This window comes from Pseudoalteromonas maricaloris (assembly GCF_024746855.1).
Classification (GTDB): domain Bacteria; phylum Pseudomonadota; class Gammaproteobacteria; order Enterobacterales; family Alteromonadaceae; genus Pseudoalteromonas; species Pseudoalteromonas maricaloris.
Genome location: NZ_CP024625.1, coordinates 3,732,501 through 3,749,229 on the forward strand (window position 1 = coordinate 3,732,501; position 16,729 = coordinate 3,749,229).

The following is a 16,729-nucleotide window of genomic DNA, read 5'->3' on the forward strand; positions in this document are numbered from 1 at the left end:
TGCCAACAAATCAGCCCCTTGATACGTGATTTGATTAGCTCTTGAGGCTGAAGGCCATATGGGAGAAAAGCATTGTCCATAACATAACTAAATGAAACCCCCTGCAAACATGCCTTTAAGTGCGACAGCACACTGGTGCCACCGATCCCCGAATCGAAAACCAAAATATGCGACAAACTTCATACCTCAAATCAATGAAGTATGAAGTTTGCCATGAGTCCTCGCGAAAAGAAACTGGCTTAGCTTGTTTGTTTTTGCTCTACTTGCTCTTTATTTAGTTCATTCAGTTTACTAAAAAAGCTACTAGCATAATCCAAAAACTCATTTAGTCTCGACTGACCTTCATTCATCCAAGCAAGCAGGTTTGGCAACTCATTATCGGCATTGAGTCCCTTAGCTTGCTCTTGCACATCTGCTAACTGCTTATTGAGTGGCATAAATGCCTTCTCTAACTCTTTCATTGGATTGCCTTGCTGATATTGAGCAATCGCAGCTGACGTTTTACTTTGTCTTAGATCCATCGTGAAATTAGTGATCTGATCGGAATTTAAACTAAGCGACTTTGCCAAATCGAAAGCTTCATCGTATTCACCACCGAAAAACGAGTCACTGACATTACGGATATCTTCCATCATATCGTTAATTGCTTGCTGCTCCTCTTCGTTCAACTCACCATTAACCTTAATTGAGAAACTGACTTCGTGAGAGGACTTAGTGCCATATGCCATGCCATAATCATTACCTTTTTGCGCGACACTCGCAGCGGCCCCCTGAGCATACGCATCGGAGAATGAAATAACGACTTCATCCCCTTCAGCTGTAGTAAATGCATATTCAGCCTGATTAGAGAGGCTTGCAAACTGTGCGGCACTGATCGCTAATGCCTTTGGCGACTTTTCTTCAAACAATTCTTTTTCAAAATCATCTAAACCTTTAAAAATCCCTTCTCGTGATTTTTCAATACCATCTTCGATGTCGGAATTGAAAGCGCCCATGCCTTTTAACTCTTCGCTGGCTTCATCAATACCCTGTAGCACGCCCTTACGTGCCCCATCTAGCATAGATTTCAATTCGTCATCATTTTTGCCGTCGACTTTGGCTTTCTTCACTGCACCCTGAACAAAATCGAGTACATTTTTGACAATAGATTCAAAATCAAATAGTGGCTTGTCTTTTTTATCTTGTGTCGGCTTCTCAATCCCCAACGCTTCTGCAAGCTTATCATCAAGAATTTTAGCTGCTAGCTTAGATTTATTCCCCGCATAGCTGTCTGAATTAATTTGGATATTTGGTCCTATCCCTTTGCTCTTTCCAGGCTTATGCTGCATCGCTGGATTGAGCAACTGATTTAATTGCCCGATTTTCATGGTATGCCCTCCGATATATTAGTTAGATTATCGGCATATTTGCGCAAAGCTAAAGTATAATGATTAAAAAAACAGCAAACCAGACGCATCAGTGATGCTAGACTGGACAAATTAGCAACGCTCCCTAAAATAGCGCCTCTTAATTCAACATAGATGGTTTTAGCATGGCAGTAATAAAAATTGATGATTCAGCATACGAGCAACAGTTAGCAGATAAAGCTGAGCGTATCACAACACAATTTGCACAGTTTGATGCACCTGCACTTGAAGTGTATGAATCTGCAACTCGCCATTACCGCCAGCGCTGTGAATTTAGAGTATGGCATGAGGGTGAAGATCTGTTTCACATCATGTTTGACCAGCAAACAAAAGAAAAGATCCGTGTTGATAGCTTTGATCCTGGTGCGCCGCTTGTCAATGAAATGATGCAGGTGATGATACATCAGCTGAAAGGCAACGAGATATTGCGTCGTAAACTGTTTCAGATCGACTATCTCACGACGCTGAGCGGTGAAATACTGATCAGCTTACTTTATCACAAGCAGTTAGATGAAGCGTGGCAAACTGCCATGCAGACATTAAGAGCCGAATTGCAACAAACCTATAAAGTTGATTTTATCGGTCGTGCTAGAAAACAAAAGGTTGTGTTTGGCAACGACTATGTAACTGAAAAACTAAGCGTTAACGGTAAAGAATATATTTATCAGCAGGTTGAGAACAGCTTTACGCAACCGAATGCGGAAGTGAATCAGAAAATGCTAGCTTGGGCGCAGTCCATTAGTGAACCGCTAAGCAACGACCTATTAGAGCTTTATTGTGGTAACGGTAACTTTTCAATCGCATTGGCAGGCTCATTCAATAAAGTGCTGGCTACTGAGATCTCTAAATCATCAGTAAAGTCTGCACAATTTAATATTGCAGCAAATAAAGTCGATAACTTAGATATTATTCGCATGTCGAGTGAAGAGTTTACACAAGCCATGAAAGGGCAGAAGTTTTCTCGATTAGATGGTATTGATTTACAGTCCTATGATTGCCAAACGATCCTTGTCGACCCGCCTCGTGCTGGCATGGATGAATTAACCTGTCGCTTAGTCAGCAACTACGACAACATTATTTATATCTCATGTAATCCAGACACGTTAGAGCGTGACTTAGCCTTGTTATGTGAAACACATAAAATCGCACGTATGGCGATTTTCGATCAGTTCCCTTATACCCATCATATTGAATCTGGCGTTTACTTAGTGAGAAAGTGATCTCTAACGATTAACGACTGGCTGCCATCGCTGTGATAAGTGCTGGCAGCTGAGTTTCGCTAAAAACCTGAATACCGGATTGCTGTAATAAAGACGCCGTCAGCCCCTGCCCTACTATTTTTTTACCGGTATGACTACCATCGTAAATCAGATTGCTGCCGCAAGACGGACTGGACTCTTTTAACAACGCAAACTTTATATCGTGCTGAAGGCAAGCCGCTAGCGCTTTTTTAGCACCGAGTTCAAACGCGGTGGTAAAATCATCCCCTTGTTTACTCAAAACTTTACCATCTGCTATTTCAGCCGATGGGCGAGGTGTTGGTAAACCACCAGATACTTCGGGGCATAGCGGTAAGACCCAATTTTTTTGCCGCCAATACTGTAATGTATTGTCTTGAAGGCTTTGTGAAGAGGCGTCATACCTCACCGGATAACCTAATAAACAGCTAGAAACTAAAATTTTAAACATAAAAAAGCCCCGCAATAATTGCAGGGCTAGTCTAATACAAATTAGATTTTATTTCTTTGCTAAATAATTCACCAAAGCAGCAATTTGCTCAGGCTTAGTCGTACCAGATTCACGAAGTAATAGCTTGTATTTACCGTTCACCACGAACATTGGTACCCCTGTTAGCGCGCCTTTATCAGAAAGAGTCTTCTGCATACGTTGCATTTTTGAAGCTTTAGTACGAACAGAGAAACTGGCATAAAGTTTATCAAACTTCTCTTCTTCAACACCTTGCGCAATAAAGATATCTTTTACATCAGCAAGTTCATTGATTTTTGCACGCTTGCCATGGATATGATTAAACATGGCTGCAACTATCTTATCTTTTTGTGGCAGCACTTCAGCAGTTGCAAGTGCTTGTGCTAACACCTGTTGGATCTCAGGCTCTCTTGGACCGACAAAATCTATATGGCTTTTTTTAAACTTAACGCCCTCGTCCAACTTTGGTTTAACGTCAACGATTAAATTTTCCATTGCGTTACAGGCTGGACAATAAAAAGAAAAATACTCCATTACCTCAGGCTTTTTCGTGCCACGCTCAGCAATAACTTCATAATGTACACCTTCTTCAAATGGCGCAGCCTGAGCAAGAAGAGGAAGCATTAGTGCAACCGCTAAGCCTTTTAATACTTTCAACATACTAACTTTCTCCAGTCCTTATTTTTTTAATAGATATGCGATCAATTCATCAAGCTGCTCTTGACTCTTGATACCTTTCATTTCGATTCTGTATTTGTCGTTTACGATAAAAGTTGGAACGCCTGTAAGCGCACCCGCTTCAGAAAACTTTTCTTGTGCTTTGAGCATGTTATTTTCCGCACTCACTACTGGCATGCTCGTTACAGCCTGATCAAACTTTTCAGCAGAAATCCCATTTAACTCCATTAGCGTTTTCAAATCTTTAATGTCTAACAGTTTGTTTCTTTCAACATGAATAGTATTAAAAATCTTCTCGGCAATCACATCCGCTTTGCCTGCTTGATCCGCAATAATATAGGCATAGCTTAGGTTGCTCTGCGTTTCTGTAGGAACGCCTCGCAGGAAGTTCACATGGCTTTTTTCAAAGTACGCCCCCTCAGGTAAGTTCTTTTCAATCGCTTTTGCAATTGGCTCAAAGCGGAAACAGTGAGGACAGTAAAAAGAGAAAAACTCAGTAACTTTCTCTGAGTTACTCTGTTCGGTTGTTAAGGTTGTGTAGTGTTCACCTTCGGTAAAGTCTGAAGCCATCGCAGCAATGGGCAAAAGTAATGCAATAAGTGCGATTTTTAATTTTTTTAGCATGTTACTCTCTCTAATTTTAAGGAAATAGGCTCAAACTTGGTTCATCTAATGCAGCAAATTGCTCTTTTAACGCTAGGATCTGTTGTTCCCAGTATTTGTCTGTCGCAAACCAAGAAAAGTTCCGTTCGAATGCAGGATCCTGCCAACGCTGTGCCAACCAAGCCATATAATTCACCATTCTCATGGCACGTAGCGGCTCAATTAACGCAAGCTCTTTTGAATCAAACGGCATAAATTCTTCGTAACCCATAAGCAGGGTGTCTAACTGTACCAATTGCTCGTTGCGGTCGCCATTTAACATCATCCACAAGTCTTGTATTGCAGGGCCTTGCTGACAATCGTCAAGATCCACCAACATCAATTGATCTCTAGACCACAATAAATTTCCAGCATGGCAATCCCCATGAAGCCGAAGTGTTTTGGCAACTTGATACTTTGAGGTTGCTTTGTTAATAACTTGCTCAAGAATAGTAACAAATGGAGTATGTAGATGACTAGGCACTAACTGGCTTTTTAGCAGTGTTTGTTGCGCATCAATTAAAAAACGCTGGGTATTGAGCTGTGGTCTATGCTCGAATGCTCGCTCAGCCGACAGACAATGCAAGCGACCTAGGTAGCGACCTAAAATTTCTAAGTGGTCTAGATTATCGAGCTCGAACTGGCGTCCACCAACGCTTGGAAACAACGTATAGCGATAACCTTCATAAAAATGCAGACTACGCCCAGTAATAAGTAAAGGCGCGACAACAGGCACTTCAGCTTCTTTCGCTGCCAGTGCGAATTCATGCTCTTCAAGAATTTGTTCATCCGTCCAACGCGCTGGGCGGTAAAACTTCACCACATAACGTTTGCCGTCCTCAGCACCAAATTGATAAACACGGTTTTCATAGCTGTTTAAGGCCAATAATCCCGTTGTCGGATATATCTCAAGTGCCTCAATCGCATCTAAAATAAGATCCGGTGTCAACGCGTTAAAACTAAAATCGTTCATAATGTTTATAAAAAAGCGAGGTTTTATACCTCGCTTTTACCTTGTTATCTTCCTTTGAAGAAATTGGTCGGCTGCGCCAGCCGTTCTTCAGGATCGTCTTGGTTAATAAGCACAAACTCAAATTCAGTGACTGGCTTTTTCAAATCATATGGATCAATCACAACAGAGAGTGGCACATCTAATGTCGTGCCTGCTGCTAAGTGCACCTCTTGCTTACCGATCACCTGATAATTACTTAGACCTGTTATTGCAATAGAAAATTTCTGCTCAACTTGCGCTTTGTTTATCACCTTCAAGGTATAGGTATTTTCTACCAATCCCTCAATATTGACACGATAAAGCTGATTTCTATCCCGAATAATATCAAGATCCATCGGCTTACGCATCGCAATGTTCGCAACTAATGCACCAGTGATAACGACCAGAATCATTAAATAACCGATTAATTTACCACGTACTGGTTTGGTCTTTTCGCTGGATGATTCTAAATTGCGCTCTGTAGTGTAAGCAATCAATCCACGCGGGTAGTTCATCTTATCCATAACACCATCGCAGGCATCAATACACGCACCACAGTTGATGCATTCATATTGCAAGCCATTACGAATGTCGATACCGGTAGGACAAACCTGAACGCACAGGTTGCAATCAATACAATCTCCTAGCCCTAGCGCTTTTGGATCTTGTTTGCGTCCTCGAGGACCTCGACTTTCACCTCGTTCGCTATCATAGGCGACGGTAAATGTGTCCTTATCAAACATGGCTGATTGGAAACGAGAGTAAGGACAGATGTGTAAACACATGATTTCCCTCATCCAACCGGCATTACCATAAGTACAAATGGTAAACACGATAATGCTAATGACGGAATAAAAGCCTGCAGAGAAAGTAAGTAAATCAGGGATCAACGAGCGGATTGGGGTAAAGTAACCAACAAAAGTGATTGCGGTATACAGTGAAAAGAGTATCCAGCTACCGTGTTTTGCCGTTTTTCGCCAAAACTTGTCAAAATCCATCGCCCTCTGATCTAGCTTTTTCCGTTGGTTTGCCGTTCCTTCAAACTTTTCTTCAAACCAAATAAAGATAAACGTCCAAACGGTTTGCGGGCAGGTGTAGCCGCACCATACCCGGCCATAGAAGGTGGTCACCAAGAACAGAGCAAATGCCGCTATCATCAGAATAAAAGCAAAGATAGTCAGATCTTGTGGCCATAGTGTCATACCAAAAATATTAAACTTCTGCTCAAAAATATCGAACAACACCGCTTGATGGCCGTGAAAATTTAACCAAGGTAAAGCCATAAATGCCAACATACCAATAAAGCCGATACGCCTTCTTAGCAGTTGATGTAGGCCAGACACCGCCCGGACATATATGCGATTACGAGGATTAAAACGATCGGGCGTAGAGCTATTGAGCGATTTCCCTTCAGTGCCACCTATTGGCTTTTGAATTTTTACTTCAGACGGTATGTTTTTAACCTTGATTCTTTCGTTCTCCATGGAAGCTCCTTAGTGCTTTGGAACGAGATGCACTTGCTACAGTGACCTTAAAAAATACAGGCTAAACTATTGCAATGTGCCCCATGACATAGTTTAGCGCTTACTATTATACGCTTTGAAACTCTATGATTAATAGTAAGTTGAGCTAAAACCCACCATAAATGATGAGAGACTTGTTGCGACCTGACAGACAAGTTTATTACACTAGGAACAAGATTTTTGTTAGCTAGATCAAATCAGCGTCAGATTATGAAAAAATTCTTAGTATTAGCCATTATAGTCGTTGCTCTGTTTACTGTGGATCATCCATTGATTAAAGAGCCAAGAGATAGATTACTCGGTCAAGGCGTTGAAGTGCTAAGCGAGTCCAGCAAAGTACAACGCAGTACGGCCGCAAGGATCGCCAGAGCCAATGTCGTAAAAACAATTACCATGACAGATGACGAAAAGCGCTATATTGACGAAGCCCTTGCAACAGATGAAAAAGTAAGGCTTTTCCACCTCAAGTATTGTAAAGAAAACGACTATAACTTGTATTTTTACGGCCCCGATCTCGTCAAAATCTGTGAAATTGCAGAGCAAGCCATTCATGAAGCGAAGGGATTATAATGGACTTTAGTCAATTAAATAAAAAGTCGGCAAAATCCTTTAATGATCAAAAAGCACTCATCAAAAAGCTTAGTCAGGGACGTGTTGTCAATTGCCCCAGCTGTCAGCAACCCATTGCGCTCAGTTTAAGCCAATCGACATCAAATAGAGCTGTGGCACAATGCCAACAGGGTTGCACATTTATCGAGTTAGATCTCGCGTAAAGCATTTTTGATTAATCAAATAGTCCGCTATTCACTGCGGCAACTTCGACTAACTCAGCATAAGAAGCAGCAAACTCGTCAGCCAATTGCGCTTGAGTTAGTTGAAACTCGGTCAGTGACTGTCCTACTTTGTCACAGTAAATCGTTAACTGTTGCTCACCAAGTGCAAAAAGCCCCAGTTGTTCTGTGCTCACTTGCAAAGCTTGTTTAATATCCTCGGCGAGCGGACTGGACATCAATTGCTCATAAAAGGGCGTCGCCGCCATTAAAAACCCTTCGGCCCAATTAATTTTTTGCTCAAGTGGTGTTTCACCATTCCAAGGCAATTGAAATTCAGTTTCGTATACCTGCTCAGAAATTTCATGATGTAAAGCCATCAATGCAAATGCAATACTCTCATCTAGTTCGGGATCTGCGTTGGTTAAAGTCTTAAGCCACTTATCTACCTCGATACCGTTTGGGTCTATACAGGTAGCAAATAAATATCCTTGTAAAAAAGCAATATCAATAGAAAGTTTGCGCGCAGAAAAGTAGTTTTCTAAATTCAGCTGATCAGCTGCAGTAAAAGAGAAGTCGTGCATAGTGTTGCCTTGAACTTAGGCGCCGTATCAGCGCCTACAAAAATGCTTTTATATTAATAACTAACCTGAGATTAGATTAACTAAAGTCTGATATGACAGAAGTATATTATAAATTTACTGGGTAGCGACCTTCGCCATCCGGTCTACCCAAAAACTTAACCGCATCGTGTACTTCTTTTGGTAGACTCGCATCCGGCTTGATATTACCAGATACGCGAAACTGGAAGTTGGCAGCAAGTGTCGCATCAGCCTGTAAGCCCAAGCGGTTTTCAGGGTCAACAACCACGGCAATATCTCCTGATTTACAATCGAGCAGGCCACTAAGATCACCGATACTAAACCAACCATTCATGCCTTTAACATCAATATTTGGACTACTTATCTCACCATTTAGTCCTTCGCAGTACGGTGCACCACTTTGGTACTCCTTCACATTAACAATAACGCGCCCTTTGGCATCAACCGGCAATGGCAGAGTTACTTGGTCCATAGCCTGTTCAACACTGAAACGAAGTGAGGCATTATTTACCGTCATGGATTTACTTACTAAATTCGATGAGAAATTAGCTTTTCCTGAGATCTCATTTTTATCTCTCGCATTACCAAACTGTACATTGCCTGCCAACTCACCGAGTAGTAATGACGACGGTTCAAGCTCCCACTTAACCTGATTCAATTGAATGTTATTGAATCTCACACCGCTCACTTGACCATGCCAAACAGAACCGTTTACTGCGCCTAGCTGCAAATTAGCTGGCAATTGGCCTTTAAAAACTTGCAGCAACACCGCTGCTGGCATAGTAAAAGCACTAAAAATAATAAATGCGAGTAAAAATATAATGAGTAGAGATAGTGTTTTTTTCATAATTATTTCTCTAAAACCAAGCGACTAACACGCACAAAGCCAGGTAAATTCCCTTGTGTAAGGTCTAGGTTTTCTACTTTTACTCCATGCTTATTTGTCAGTTCATCTATCCAAGCAACAAGTTTATTAAATTCCACATTATCGATGGTTAAACGCAAGCTTTCGCCACTAGGTTGCATTTTGCTGATATCAATTTGAAAACGGCCACGGGTATTATTGACTATCTGGCTGATATTACCGCCGCTGATCACCTGTGCGGGACTGCTAGATTTCAGCTTACTCACGCTTTGACCAACCCAATTTACGAGTTCGTGGTTACGTTTTAGCTTAGCTTCGGCATCGCTGACAGCCTGATTCAAAGGTTTGAATATACCCATTACTAGAACAAAAACGACAAAAATAACGCCAGCAACAATCAACAGTTTTTGTTCTTGCTCTTTTAAACCACGCCAATAGTTCACTACTTGCTGCTTCATGCTGCACCTCGAATGCGAATTTCACCCACCACAAAGTCACCATCATTGTTCAGGGCGCCCTGTTCAACACTTACACCGCGTTGCTCTAAAATTGCTTTGACCTGACCAAATACCTGAAACTCTTTTGCGCGTGCTCGAATTCTAAGCTCATTCCTACGTTTGTCGTAACGCAGCGTCTCAGGAGCGAAAGCATCAACCTCTTCATAAATGGCCACAAAGTGATTAGTTAATTCGAGCAAACCACCTTGTTCCGTACCAGATAACGCATCAAGCTCATTTTGGATCTGTTTTTTCAATAAGTGCGGACGCACTACTTTATTTGGAAATGCCTGTTGATACATAGCGACTGCTTGGGTTTCTAGCTGATTAGCTTGATGACTTATCACATACAGCTGAGTGCCTTTAATTGCGATAAAGCTCACTACTGCCACGCTCGCCGCTATTAGGCCACTGCGCCAGTCACGCCACCATTGCGGCTGCTTTTTCTTCGCAGCGAATCGACCTTGACGCAAATTAAAATCAATATTTGATAACGATTTCGCGAAGATGGCTAAAGGTAAATCGTAATCTTGTTGTTGCGCAGTAAGCGTTATCGTTTCCGAGAAATCGCTTGCCGGGCTAAAATGCGCCAGCTGCTTAACACCCGCAATGGCGAGATACTCGTTAACCCAGCTAAGCTCAGCAGTGCCAACTTGCCAAGCATTGTGTTTGAATAGCCATTGCTGGCCTAACTGCACGGCACTAGTCATCTCTTCATGAAGCGGCAAACATAAAGCATCCGGTAGCGCTTTATTTACACTGATCCCTGCATCATCGAAGGCACTAAACCAGCTTTGTAGCCAACTGCTATCACAAATCGCAACATCGATAGTATGTGTGTCGGCTTTCATGCCCGGCTTACCAATTGCGATAAATAGCGCATCGATGTCGGTCGCGACATGTTCCTCAAGCATAAACGGTAAGGCTTGCTCTAGTTTCCGATTCCATTTTGCTGGTAATTCTAGCGTGCGTAATTGCACCGCAGTCGCTGGTAGTAACAAAACAACCGGTCTCGTTTGCGCTTTTTCGGCAAGGCTACTAAGCTGTTCACTCCCTTCTAGTTCACCACTGGCAATAATTTGTTGTTGTTCTGTTGACCACACTAACCAGTGTATTGTCGCCTGGTGTGACTGATCCACACGGACCAATAATTGTTCTGTCACTCTACGCCTCCAAATTTACGAGCAAGCACGTACGCTTTACCATCTTTTGTTTCTATAATTGATGTGAGAGAAAAGCGTCGCTCATCAAACACAGCTGTTGCTCGCAACTGAAAATAATTGCTGTTAATCGTAAAAGTTTTGGAAGTCTTGTTAGGGTCTTTGACCCCTTGATTCGCGACTTCCGTGTAAAATTCATTAATATCGGTAAAACCTTTTTTTGGTCTTGCTGAAATAATAGCTTCAGCACCTGACTTCGATAAACCAGGTATAAGCGCACTGAGTAGAAGCGCTTGTTCTGGCAATATCGTATTGACGTTTACCGCGAGTTCCTCACTTCCGGGGATCACGCAAACATAAGGCTTAATCTTTTCCATCACCAGCGGGTTAAAGCCCTTAATCACGCGTAGCTCACTGACAGACGCCATCAAATTATTAGCCGTTAAATAAGACATCTGATTAGACATATACTCGTCTTCTTCTGCCCCTGAGCGGTAAGTAATGCTATCTTCATCAAGCCAATCGTAGACACTATCAGCAAGAGCTTCCTCGCTTTCGTTACTCGGCAAATCCTCGATATTCTTCAAAAGTTCCAATAGCGCAGCATGGGCTGGGTTTGTATTCTTTCCACCAATCTGCCGACCACCTTGGTCATTTCCATTTGTTTGTGACTTTGCTCTCAAGGCATTCAGGTTTAGGCATGCCTGTAAGTCTGTCACTTTACCGCTCAACGTACCATGATCGACAGGGTAAGGCACTTCTTCACGAGCCCAAGGCTGGTCTAGATTAACGCTATCAGGATCATCTTTTTTCGCTTGTATCAACGCTCTTTTGACTAATTCCTCAGCGCCATAGCTATACCACTTGGCTTGTTGCTGAGTTTGAATATTCGAGGCCTTTTGTACCTGCACCATTAAACTACTCGCCATTTCAGCGGCAATTGTCGCTGCCAACGCAACGATGAAAAGTACGATAACAAGCGCCGCACCTTGCTGCTTCATGGCTGTTGCCCCTTATCATCAGCGACACCACTGCCTGGCGTCAAAAATAAACGGCTTATTGGATCCGAGTCTTTTCTTTGCAACGTCACTTTGACCGCTTTAGGTAACGATTTCGATTTCCAATCAGCTTGCCATTTTAGTTTGTCGTCCAAAAATTCAAACTTTAACTCTTCTACATCTTCCAAGATGACCTGCGCTCGGGGCTCTGTTCCATCAAGCTGGTCAACATATACTCGATAAATACGCTCCAGCTTGTCATCGATAACTCGATAGCCCACAGCCTGTAGTTCAGAACGTGGCAATAAACTAATAGGGTTAGTCCAACCATCACGAACAAAAGCGATACCATCATATTGGCTTTCAAGCTCATAACGGCCATGGATAATATAAGTTGGGCTAAAATCCCCTGCTTCATTTCTGACTTCTCGCTTAGTGATCTGATTAAAATCCTGATCCATCAAGCGGAAAGTCGTTTGTAGACCTTCAATTTCGGCAATTTTTTCCGCTGAAGCCGCTTGGGCCTTCAACGTTGAATCTAAAATTTGATGAGTCGCCGTCACCACCACCGCTAAAATAGCCAGTGCCAACAATACTTCTATTAGCGTGAAACCACGCTGAGGTGTATGCACTGTCACTACTTACTCCGGTACATAAAAGTGGTGATGTCATACACTGAGTTTTTGAGTTCAGGTTCGCGGAAAACGTGTACGGTGAGCTTTACAAAGCTAGGATCTGCGGTTTGTTGGATATGCTGTTGCCAATACCAAGTGACCCCGGCCATTTCCTCTTCGCCTTTGTTACCATTCTTCCCATGCCAGTCATCGCCTTGCGCGCGCAAAAATACCAAACGATTTTCTGCCACCCACGACGCATAGGTCTGCTCTTCAAGCGAGCTGATATGATTTATATGTTCGCTTGTTGCTTGCATTGCAGCAATACCAGCGACAGCACAAATACTTAGCGCAACCATGACTTCAAGTAAGGTAAAGCCTACGCTTTTTCTAGCGTTCATTCTTCAGGTTCCCGCTTCAGCCCTACCGGCGCCATAAATTCGCCTTCGACAAAATATATTGGCTCTTGCAGTTCTTTATTTTCCACACTTAATCTAAATGCGCTGACTTCACCGGAAGATAAAATAAGTACTTGCGGGATCTTGAGCTTTTTAAGTTCAAGTAAATTGTCGTCGTCGCCGCCACTCATCAACTCTCGCCAATTTGCTTGCTCAAGTAAGTTATCTTGAGACCACGGCAGATCTTCTAAGATCAATTCCACTTTGTACTGCTCAGGCAGCTCAATAGGTTTGTAGATATCGTCGGCTTCGAAAGTTCGCCACTTCTCACCGTCAAAAACCAAAAACTCAATCACACCTTTATCTAAGTGAAAACCAAGTTCAACTTGATTTAGTACTGCAAATTCTGACGCAAGATTAATCGTCCCCTGCACACGCATAGCCATGGTTTCGAGCTCTTCTTCATCACTATCACTGACGGTATAAGTAATGAGGTTTACTGAAAAAGCAATGATCACCAAGACAATAAGGACTTCAAGTAAACTGAAGCCCTTTACCTTAGCTAATGCCGGTTTATGCAGAGGTGCTAACATAGATTAACGTTCGTCTTCCGTATCCCAGTTACCGATATCATCATCAGTGCCAACTTCGCCATCCGGACCCATTGAAAAGATATCGATTTGGCTCATTTCGCCAGGGCTTACTAATTGGTAAGGATTACCCCATGGATCTTCTGGAAGCTTAGAAATAAAGCCACCTTCAGGGAAACGTTTTGGTACCGGGTCAATATTGGTTTGCGTTACCAAAGCTTCCAAGCCTTGCTCTGTGGTTGGATAGCGTTTGTTTTTTAGCTTGTACATCTTCATTGCGTCTTCAATCTGACGAATATCTAGACGTGCCTTTTCTTTTGCTGCTTCTTCTTGTTGACCCATCACGTTAGGCGCAACGATAGATAAGATCATACCGATGATAACAAGTACCACCATCACTTCTAGTAGTGAGAAACCTGATTGTTTTTTCACAATGTTTACCTCAATGCTGTTATTGATGACCATGCAAAAACATGCGATGGCCTTTCCTTTTTGACTACAATCCTACGGCTTTGTTCATCGCCATAATTGGCTGAAGAATCGCCATAACTATAAACAGTACAATAATTGCCATCGTCGCTATCATCGCAGGTTCTAGCAACTTCAGCGAGACATTTACCATACTTTCAAATTCTCTTTCTTGGTTATTCGCTGCACGTTCAAGCATCTGTTCTAATTCACCCGACTTTTCACCGCTGGCAATCATGTGCAGCATCATAGGTGGGAACATTTTAGTCTGTTGCAACGACGCTCTAAGGCTTGCACCTTCACTCACCCGAGTCGCGGCTTCTGCAACAGAGGCTTTGATTTTTTCGTTCTCAAGTACTTGACCTGAGATTTTCATGCCCTCAAGTAGCGGAACAGAACTCGATGAGAGAATACTTAAGGTACGCGCAAATCGTGCAGTATTCACGCTACGAGTTACCTTTCCAAGACCCGGTAAACTCAGCAGCTTGCTATCATACCAAAAACGGATCTTAGGTTTTTGTAATGCTTTTTTAATCGCGTAGGTGCCAATGACAACCACTGCCAACGTGATCATCCAGTAGTTTTGTACAAAATTACTGGCAGCCATAACCCACTCGGTTGTCCAAGGCAGTGCTTGCTTAGACTTCTCAAAGGTCTTCAAGATCTTTGGTACTACCGTTCCCAATAGAATGGAAACAATCGCGATAGCAAAGATAACCAAAATAATGGGATACACCATCGCTTGTGTAATTTGACTACGCATATGTTGGCGCTGTTCAGTGTAATCGGCCAAGCGATTTAGTACTTCATCTAAGTGCCCTGACTTTTCTCCAGCGGCAACCATTGAACGGTACAAGTGATCAAATACGTGAGGAAACTCCGACATACCATCTGCAAGCGTATAACCTTCAACGACTTTTGATCTTACCGCCATCAGCATACGCTTTAATCTTGGCTTTTCACATTGCTCAGCCACAGCCATCACCGCAGCTTCAACAGGTAAAGAAGATTGGATCAAGGTCGCCAACTGGCGCGTGATCAAGGCAAGGTCTGATACCGAGGGACGGTAGCCTTTAAAAAGCGTAAAACCACCACTACTTTGGTTTTTATCTTTCTCAGCAGCAGGCAAAACTTCAAGTGGCATCATGGCTTTTTCTCTCAGCATCTGCCTAACTTGCTTTGCCGTGTCTGCTTCTAAAATTCCTTTCTTCTCTTTGCCTTTACCATCTAAGGCGCGGTATTCAAACGCAGCCATTAGCCTTCCTCACGCGTTACACGCATTACTTCTTCTAAGGTTGTTTGACCAGCAAGTACTCGCGAACAGCCATCTTGTCGGATGCTTGGCGTACGCTTACGAATATACTTCTCTACCGCTTGCTCACCTTTACCGTTATGAATAAGTTCACGGATAGGCTCATCAACGATGAGAAGCTCATGAATACCTGTACGGCCTTTGTAACCATTGAAATTACACTCTTCACAGCCGACAGCACGGAAGATTTGCGTGCCACTGTCTTTAGCCACACCCAGTAGTTCACATTCTCGTTCATCCGCCAAATGCGCTTCTTTACAGTTAGGGCAAAGCGTTCTTACCAGTCGCTGTGACAACACGCCTAGCAGTGATGAACTCAAAAGAAACGGCTCAACCCCCATATCTTCCATACGCGTGATAGCACCGGCGGCCGTATTCGTGTGTAGTGTGGATAATACCAAGTGGCCGGTCAAAGATGCTTGAACACCAATTTGCGCGGTTTCTAAATCTCGGATCTCACCGACCATCACTACATCGGGATCTTGACGTAGGATCGCACGTAAACCTCGAGCGAATGTCATATCCACTTTTGGATTTACTTGTGTTTGGCCAATGCCTGGGATCTCATATTCAATCGGATCTTCAACCGTTAAAATATTACGATCCCTAGAATTGATTTGTGTCATGCCGGCGTACAAGGTCGTACTCTTACCTGAACCCGTTGGACCGGTAACCAGTATAATACCGTGCGGTTTAGCAATTATCTCTGCAAACGCGTCGCGGTTTGCTTGGGTCATGCCCAAATCTTCAAGATCTAATCGCGCATTATTTTTGTCTAGTAGACGCAGCACCACGCGCTCACCAAAGCTTGATGGCATCGTTGATACACGCACATCCACGGCTCGCCCTGCAATCCGCAGACTAATACGGCCATCTTGCGGCACTCGTTTTTCTGCGATGTCGAGCTTAGCCATTACTTTGATACGAGACACTAATAATGAAGACAACTTACGATTTGGCTTCAATACTTCTTTCAGTACGCCATCAACCCTAAAGCGAATAACCAGTTCTTGCTCAAAGGTTTCGATATGAATATCCGACGCACCTTCTTTTATCGCTTCACTCAACATGGCGTTAATGAGCTTGATAATAGGCGCATCATCATCCGCAGCAAGCAGATCTTCTGTTTGTGGCAATTCTTCAGCAAGCGAGAACAAGTCCATCTCGTTGCCGATGTCTTCCATCATCTGTTGTGTTTCAGAGCTGTCTCTTTGATAAGACGCTTCAAGCATATGTTCAAAGCGGTCTTCATCTAGCGCTTCAAGATGTAATGTTTTGCCTGCAACGCGGCGTACTTCCATCAGCGTTTCAAGGTCAAGTGTGCCTTTGTGAAAGAGCTTAGCCTGATCGCCATCTGGGCTGAGTAACACCCCTTTTCGACGTGCAAACGAAAATGGTAAACGCAATGAAATCGTTGGTACGACAGGCATGTCAGCCACTTCGCCTAGTATTGGCTCAGCGCTTTGTAGCTGCGCTGCCATCTCTTCAGCTTCAGCTCCTAAATCTGG

Annotated in this window: 21 protein-coding genes (1 of these 21 running past the window's edge); 3 read left to right on the forward strand and 18 right to left on the reverse strand. The window is 43.0% G+C overall.

Annotated elements, in window-relative coordinates; translation table 11 throughout:
• Together murI and CTT31_RS16590 are read right to left on the reverse strand one after the other, a co-directional pair.
• A protein-coding gene (gene murI, locus CTT31_RS16585) for a glutamate racemase (protein WP_260491603.1) crosses the window boundary here: on the reverse strand, window positions 1–176 show its start. Its footprint begins 601 nt before the window's first position; 176 of the gene's 777 nt are visible here — the first part of the coding sequence; the start codon lies at window positions 174–176; its stop codon lies beyond the left edge, outside the window.
• Window positions 177–239: 63 nt separating this feature from the next.
• A complete protein-coding gene (locus CTT31_RS16590; RefSeq protein WP_069023297.1) occupies window positions 240–1,367 on the reverse strand; it encodes a DUF5610 domain-containing protein in 1,128 nt (375 codons plus the stop codon).
• Between the two features lie 164 nt (window positions 1,368–1,531).
• Between CTT31_RS16590 and trmA the strand changes: the two genes are divergently transcribed.
• Window positions 1,532–2,626, forward strand: coding sequence for a tRNA (uridine(54)-C5)-methyltransferase TrmA (gene trmA / locus CTT31_RS16595; RefSeq protein WP_130125779.1), 1,095 nt, complete (start codon window positions 1,532–1,534; stop codon window positions 2,624–2,626).
• A 10-nt stretch (window positions 2,627–2,636) separates the two neighbouring features.
• On the opposite strand, the gene CTT31_RS16600 is transcribed toward trmA, so the two are convergent.
• From CTT31_RS16600 to ccoG, 5 genes are read right to left on the reverse strand one after another with little or no spacing between them, the layout of a single operon-like run.
• A complete protein-coding gene (locus CTT31_RS16600) occupies window positions 2,637–3,095 on the reverse strand; it encodes a 2-thiouracil desulfurase family protein (RefSeq protein WP_069023300.1) in 459 nt (152 codons plus the stop codon).
• Window positions 3,096–3,143: 48 nt separating this feature from the next.
• Window positions 3,144–3,773, reverse strand: coding sequence for a thiol:disulfide interchange protein DsbA/DsbL (locus tag CTT31_RS16605; RefSeq protein WP_010604382.1), 630 nt, complete (start codon window positions 3,771–3,773; stop codon window positions 3,144–3,146).
• Window positions 3,774–3,791: 18 nt separating this feature from the next.
• Window positions 3,792–4,415 (reverse strand): thiol:disulfide interchange protein DsbA/DsbL, encoded by a 624-nt coding sequence (locus CTT31_RS16610; protein WP_260491604.1) that lies wholly within the window; start codon window positions 4,413–4,415, stop codon window positions 3,792–3,794.
• Window positions 4,416–4,431: 16 nt separating this feature from the next.
• Window positions 4,432–5,406 (reverse strand): serine/threonine protein kinase, encoded by a 975-nt coding sequence (locus tag CTT31_RS16615; protein ID WP_130163413.1) that lies wholly within the window; start codon window positions 5,404–5,406, stop codon window positions 4,432–4,434.
• A 44-nt stretch (window positions 5,407–5,450) separates the two neighbouring features.
• The gene (gene ccoG, locus CTT31_RS16620) at window positions 5,451–6,908 is read right to left on the reverse strand and encodes a cytochrome c oxidase accessory protein CcoG (RefSeq protein ID WP_039490925.1); all 1,458 of its coding nucleotides are present in this window, start codon (window positions 6,906–6,908) and stop codon (window positions 5,451–5,453) included.
• A gap of 249 nt (window positions 6,909–7,157) precedes the next feature.
• Here ccoG and CTT31_RS16625 point away from each other — a divergent pair, with 249 nt between their 5' ends.
• Together CTT31_RS16625 and CTT31_RS16630 are read left to right on the forward strand one after the other, a co-directional pair.
• On the forward strand, window positions 7,158–7,517 hold the full coding sequence (locus CTT31_RS16625; protein ID WP_223193819.1) for a hypothetical protein: 360 nt from the start codon (window positions 7,158–7,160) through the stop codon (window positions 7,515–7,517).
• Complete coding sequence (locus CTT31_RS16630) at window positions 7,517–7,720, forward strand: hypothetical protein (protein ID WP_010604378.1); 204 nt, start codon at window positions 7,517–7,519, stop codon at window positions 7,718–7,720. Before CTT31_RS16625 ends, CTT31_RS16630 begins: the two co-directional genes overlap by 1 nt.
• Before the next feature lie 11 nt (window positions 7,721–7,731).
• On the opposite strand, the gene CTT31_RS16635 is transcribed toward CTT31_RS16630, so the two are convergent.
• The 11 genes from CTT31_RS16635 to gspE all read right to left on the reverse strand — a co-directional run bounded on the left by CTT31_RS16635 (window position 7,732) and on the right by gspE (window position 16,651).
• Entirely contained in the window at window positions 7,732–8,301 is a 570-nt protein-coding gene (locus tag CTT31_RS16635) for a YecA family protein (protein WP_260491605.1), read from the reverse strand.
• A gap of 106 nt (window positions 8,302–8,407) precedes the next feature.
• Window positions 8,408–9,166 carry a type II secretion system protein N gene (locus CTT31_RS16640; protein WP_260491606.1) on the reverse strand — a complete coding sequence of 253 codons (759 nt, stop codon included), beginning with the start codon at window positions 9,164–9,166 and terminating at the stop codon, window positions 8,408–8,410.
• Window positions 9,167–9,168: 2 nt separating this feature from the next.
• On the reverse strand, window positions 9,169–9,642 hold the full coding sequence (gene gspM / locus CTT31_RS16645; RefSeq protein WP_260491607.1) for a type II secretion system protein M: 474 nt from the start codon (window positions 9,640–9,642) through the stop codon (window positions 9,169–9,171).
• Entirely contained in the window at window positions 9,639–10,844 is a 1,206-nt protein-coding gene (gene gspL / locus CTT31_RS16650; protein ID WP_260491608.1) for a type II secretion system protein GspL, read from the reverse strand. The genes gspM and gspL overlap by 4 nt, the downstream gene beginning before the upstream one ends.
• Entirely contained in the window at window positions 10,841–11,842 is a 1,002-nt protein-coding gene (gene gspK, locus CTT31_RS16655; RefSeq protein ID WP_260491609.1) for a type II secretion system minor pseudopilin GspK, read from the reverse strand. The genes gspL and gspK overlap by 4 nt, the downstream gene beginning before the upstream one ends.
• Window positions 11,839–12,477 (reverse strand): type II secretion system minor pseudopilin GspJ, encoded by a 639-nt coding sequence (gspJ, locus tag CTT31_RS16660; RefSeq protein ID WP_010378515.1) that lies wholly within the window; start codon window positions 12,475–12,477, stop codon window positions 11,839–11,841. Before gspJ ends, gspK begins: the two co-directional genes overlap by 4 nt.
• A complete protein-coding gene (gene gspI, locus CTT31_RS16665) occupies window positions 12,477–12,854 on the reverse strand; it encodes a type II secretion system minor pseudopilin GspI (RefSeq protein ID WP_039490909.1) in 378 nt (125 codons plus the stop codon). The genes gspJ and gspI overlap by 1 nt, the downstream gene beginning before the upstream one ends.
• Complete coding sequence (locus tag CTT31_RS16670; protein ID WP_039490907.1) at window positions 12,851–13,444, reverse strand: prepilin-type N-terminal cleavage/methylation domain-containing protein; 594 nt, start codon at window positions 13,442–13,444, stop codon at window positions 12,851–12,853. The genes gspI and CTT31_RS16670 overlap by 4 nt, the downstream gene beginning before the upstream one ends.
• A gap of 3 nt (window positions 13,445–13,447) precedes the next feature.
• On the reverse strand, window positions 13,448–13,873 hold the full coding sequence (gspG, locus tag CTT31_RS16675; protein ID WP_026001105.1) for a type II secretion system major pseudopilin GspG: 426 nt from the start codon (window positions 13,871–13,873) through the stop codon (window positions 13,448–13,450).
• Between the two features lie 64 nt (window positions 13,874–13,937).
• Complete coding sequence (gene gspF / locus CTT31_RS16680) at window positions 13,938–15,164, reverse strand: type II secretion system inner membrane protein GspF (RefSeq protein WP_010378505.1); 1,227 nt, start codon at window positions 15,162–15,164, stop codon at window positions 13,938–13,940.
• Window positions 15,164–16,651 carry a type II secretion system ATPase GspE gene (gspE, locus tag CTT31_RS16685; protein WP_188249529.1) on the reverse strand — a complete coding sequence of 496 codons (1,488 nt, stop codon included), beginning with the start codon at window positions 16,649–16,651 and terminating at the stop codon, window positions 15,164–15,166. The genes gspF and gspE overlap by 1 nt, the downstream gene beginning before the upstream one ends.
• Window positions 16,652–16,729: the final 78 nt, after the last annotated feature.

Coding starts and splice junctions, on each gene's coding strand:
- CTT31_RS16590 (WP_069023297.1), bottom strand. CDS start 1,367: ATGAAAATCGGGCAATTAAATCAGTTGCTCAATCCAGCGATGCAGCAT.
- trmA (WP_130125779.1), top strand. CDS start 1,532: ATGGCAGTAATAAAAATTGATGATTCAGCATACGAGCAACAGTTAGCA.
- CTT31_RS16600 (WP_069023300.1), bottom strand. CDS start 3,095: ATGTTTAAAATTTTAGTTTCTAGCTGTTTATTAGGTTATCCGGTGAGG.
- CTT31_RS16605 (WP_010604382.1), bottom strand. CDS start 3,773: ATGTTGAAAGTATTAAAAGGCTTAGCGGTTGCACTAATGCTTCCTCTT.
- CTT31_RS16610 (WP_260491604.1), bottom strand. CDS start 4,415: ATGCTAAAAAAATTAAAAATCGCACTTATTGCATTACTTTTGCCCATT.
- CTT31_RS16615 (WP_130163413.1), bottom strand. CDS start 5,406: ATGAACGATTTTAGTTTTAACGCGTTGACACCGGATCTTATTTTAGAT.
- ccoG (WP_039490925.1), bottom strand. CDS start 6,908: ATGGAGAACGAAAGAATCAAGGTTAAAAACATACCGTCTGAAGTAAAA.
- CTT31_RS16625 (WP_223193819.1), top strand. CDS start 7,158: ATGAAAAAATTCTTAGTATTAGCCATTATAGTCGTTGCTCTGTTTACT.
- CTT31_RS16630 (WP_010604378.1), top strand. CDS start 7,517: ATGGACTTTAGTCAATTAAATAAAAAGTCGGCAAAATCCTTTAATGAT.
- CTT31_RS16635 (WP_260491605.1), bottom strand. CDS start 8,301: ATGCACGACTTCTCTTTTACTGCAGCTGATCAGCTGAATTTAGAAAAC.
- CTT31_RS16640 (WP_260491606.1), bottom strand. CDS start 9,166: ATGAAAAAAACACTATCTCTACTCATTATATTTTTACTCGCATTTATT.
- gspM (WP_260491607.1), bottom strand. CDS start 9,642: ATGAAGCAGCAAGTAGTGAACTATTGGCGTGGTTTAAAAGAGCAAGAA.
- gspK (WP_260491609.1), bottom strand. CDS start 11,842: ATGAAGCAGCAAGGTGCGGCGCTTGTTATCGTACTTTTCATCGTTGCG.
- gspI (WP_039490909.1), bottom strand. CDS start 12,854: ATGAACGCTAGAAAAAGCGTAGGCTTTACCTTACTTGAAGTCATGGTT.
- CTT31_RS16670 (WP_039490907.1), bottom strand. CDS start 13,444: ATGTTAGCACCTCTGCATAAACCGGCATTAGCTAAGGTAAAGGGCTTC.
- gspF (WP_010378505.1), bottom strand. CDS start 15,164: ATGGCTGCGTTTGAATACCGCGCCTTAGATGGTAAAGGCAAAGAGAAG.
- gspE (WP_188249529.1), bottom strand. CDS start 16,651: ATGCCTGTCGTACCAACGATTTCATTGCGTTTACCATTTTCGTTTGCA.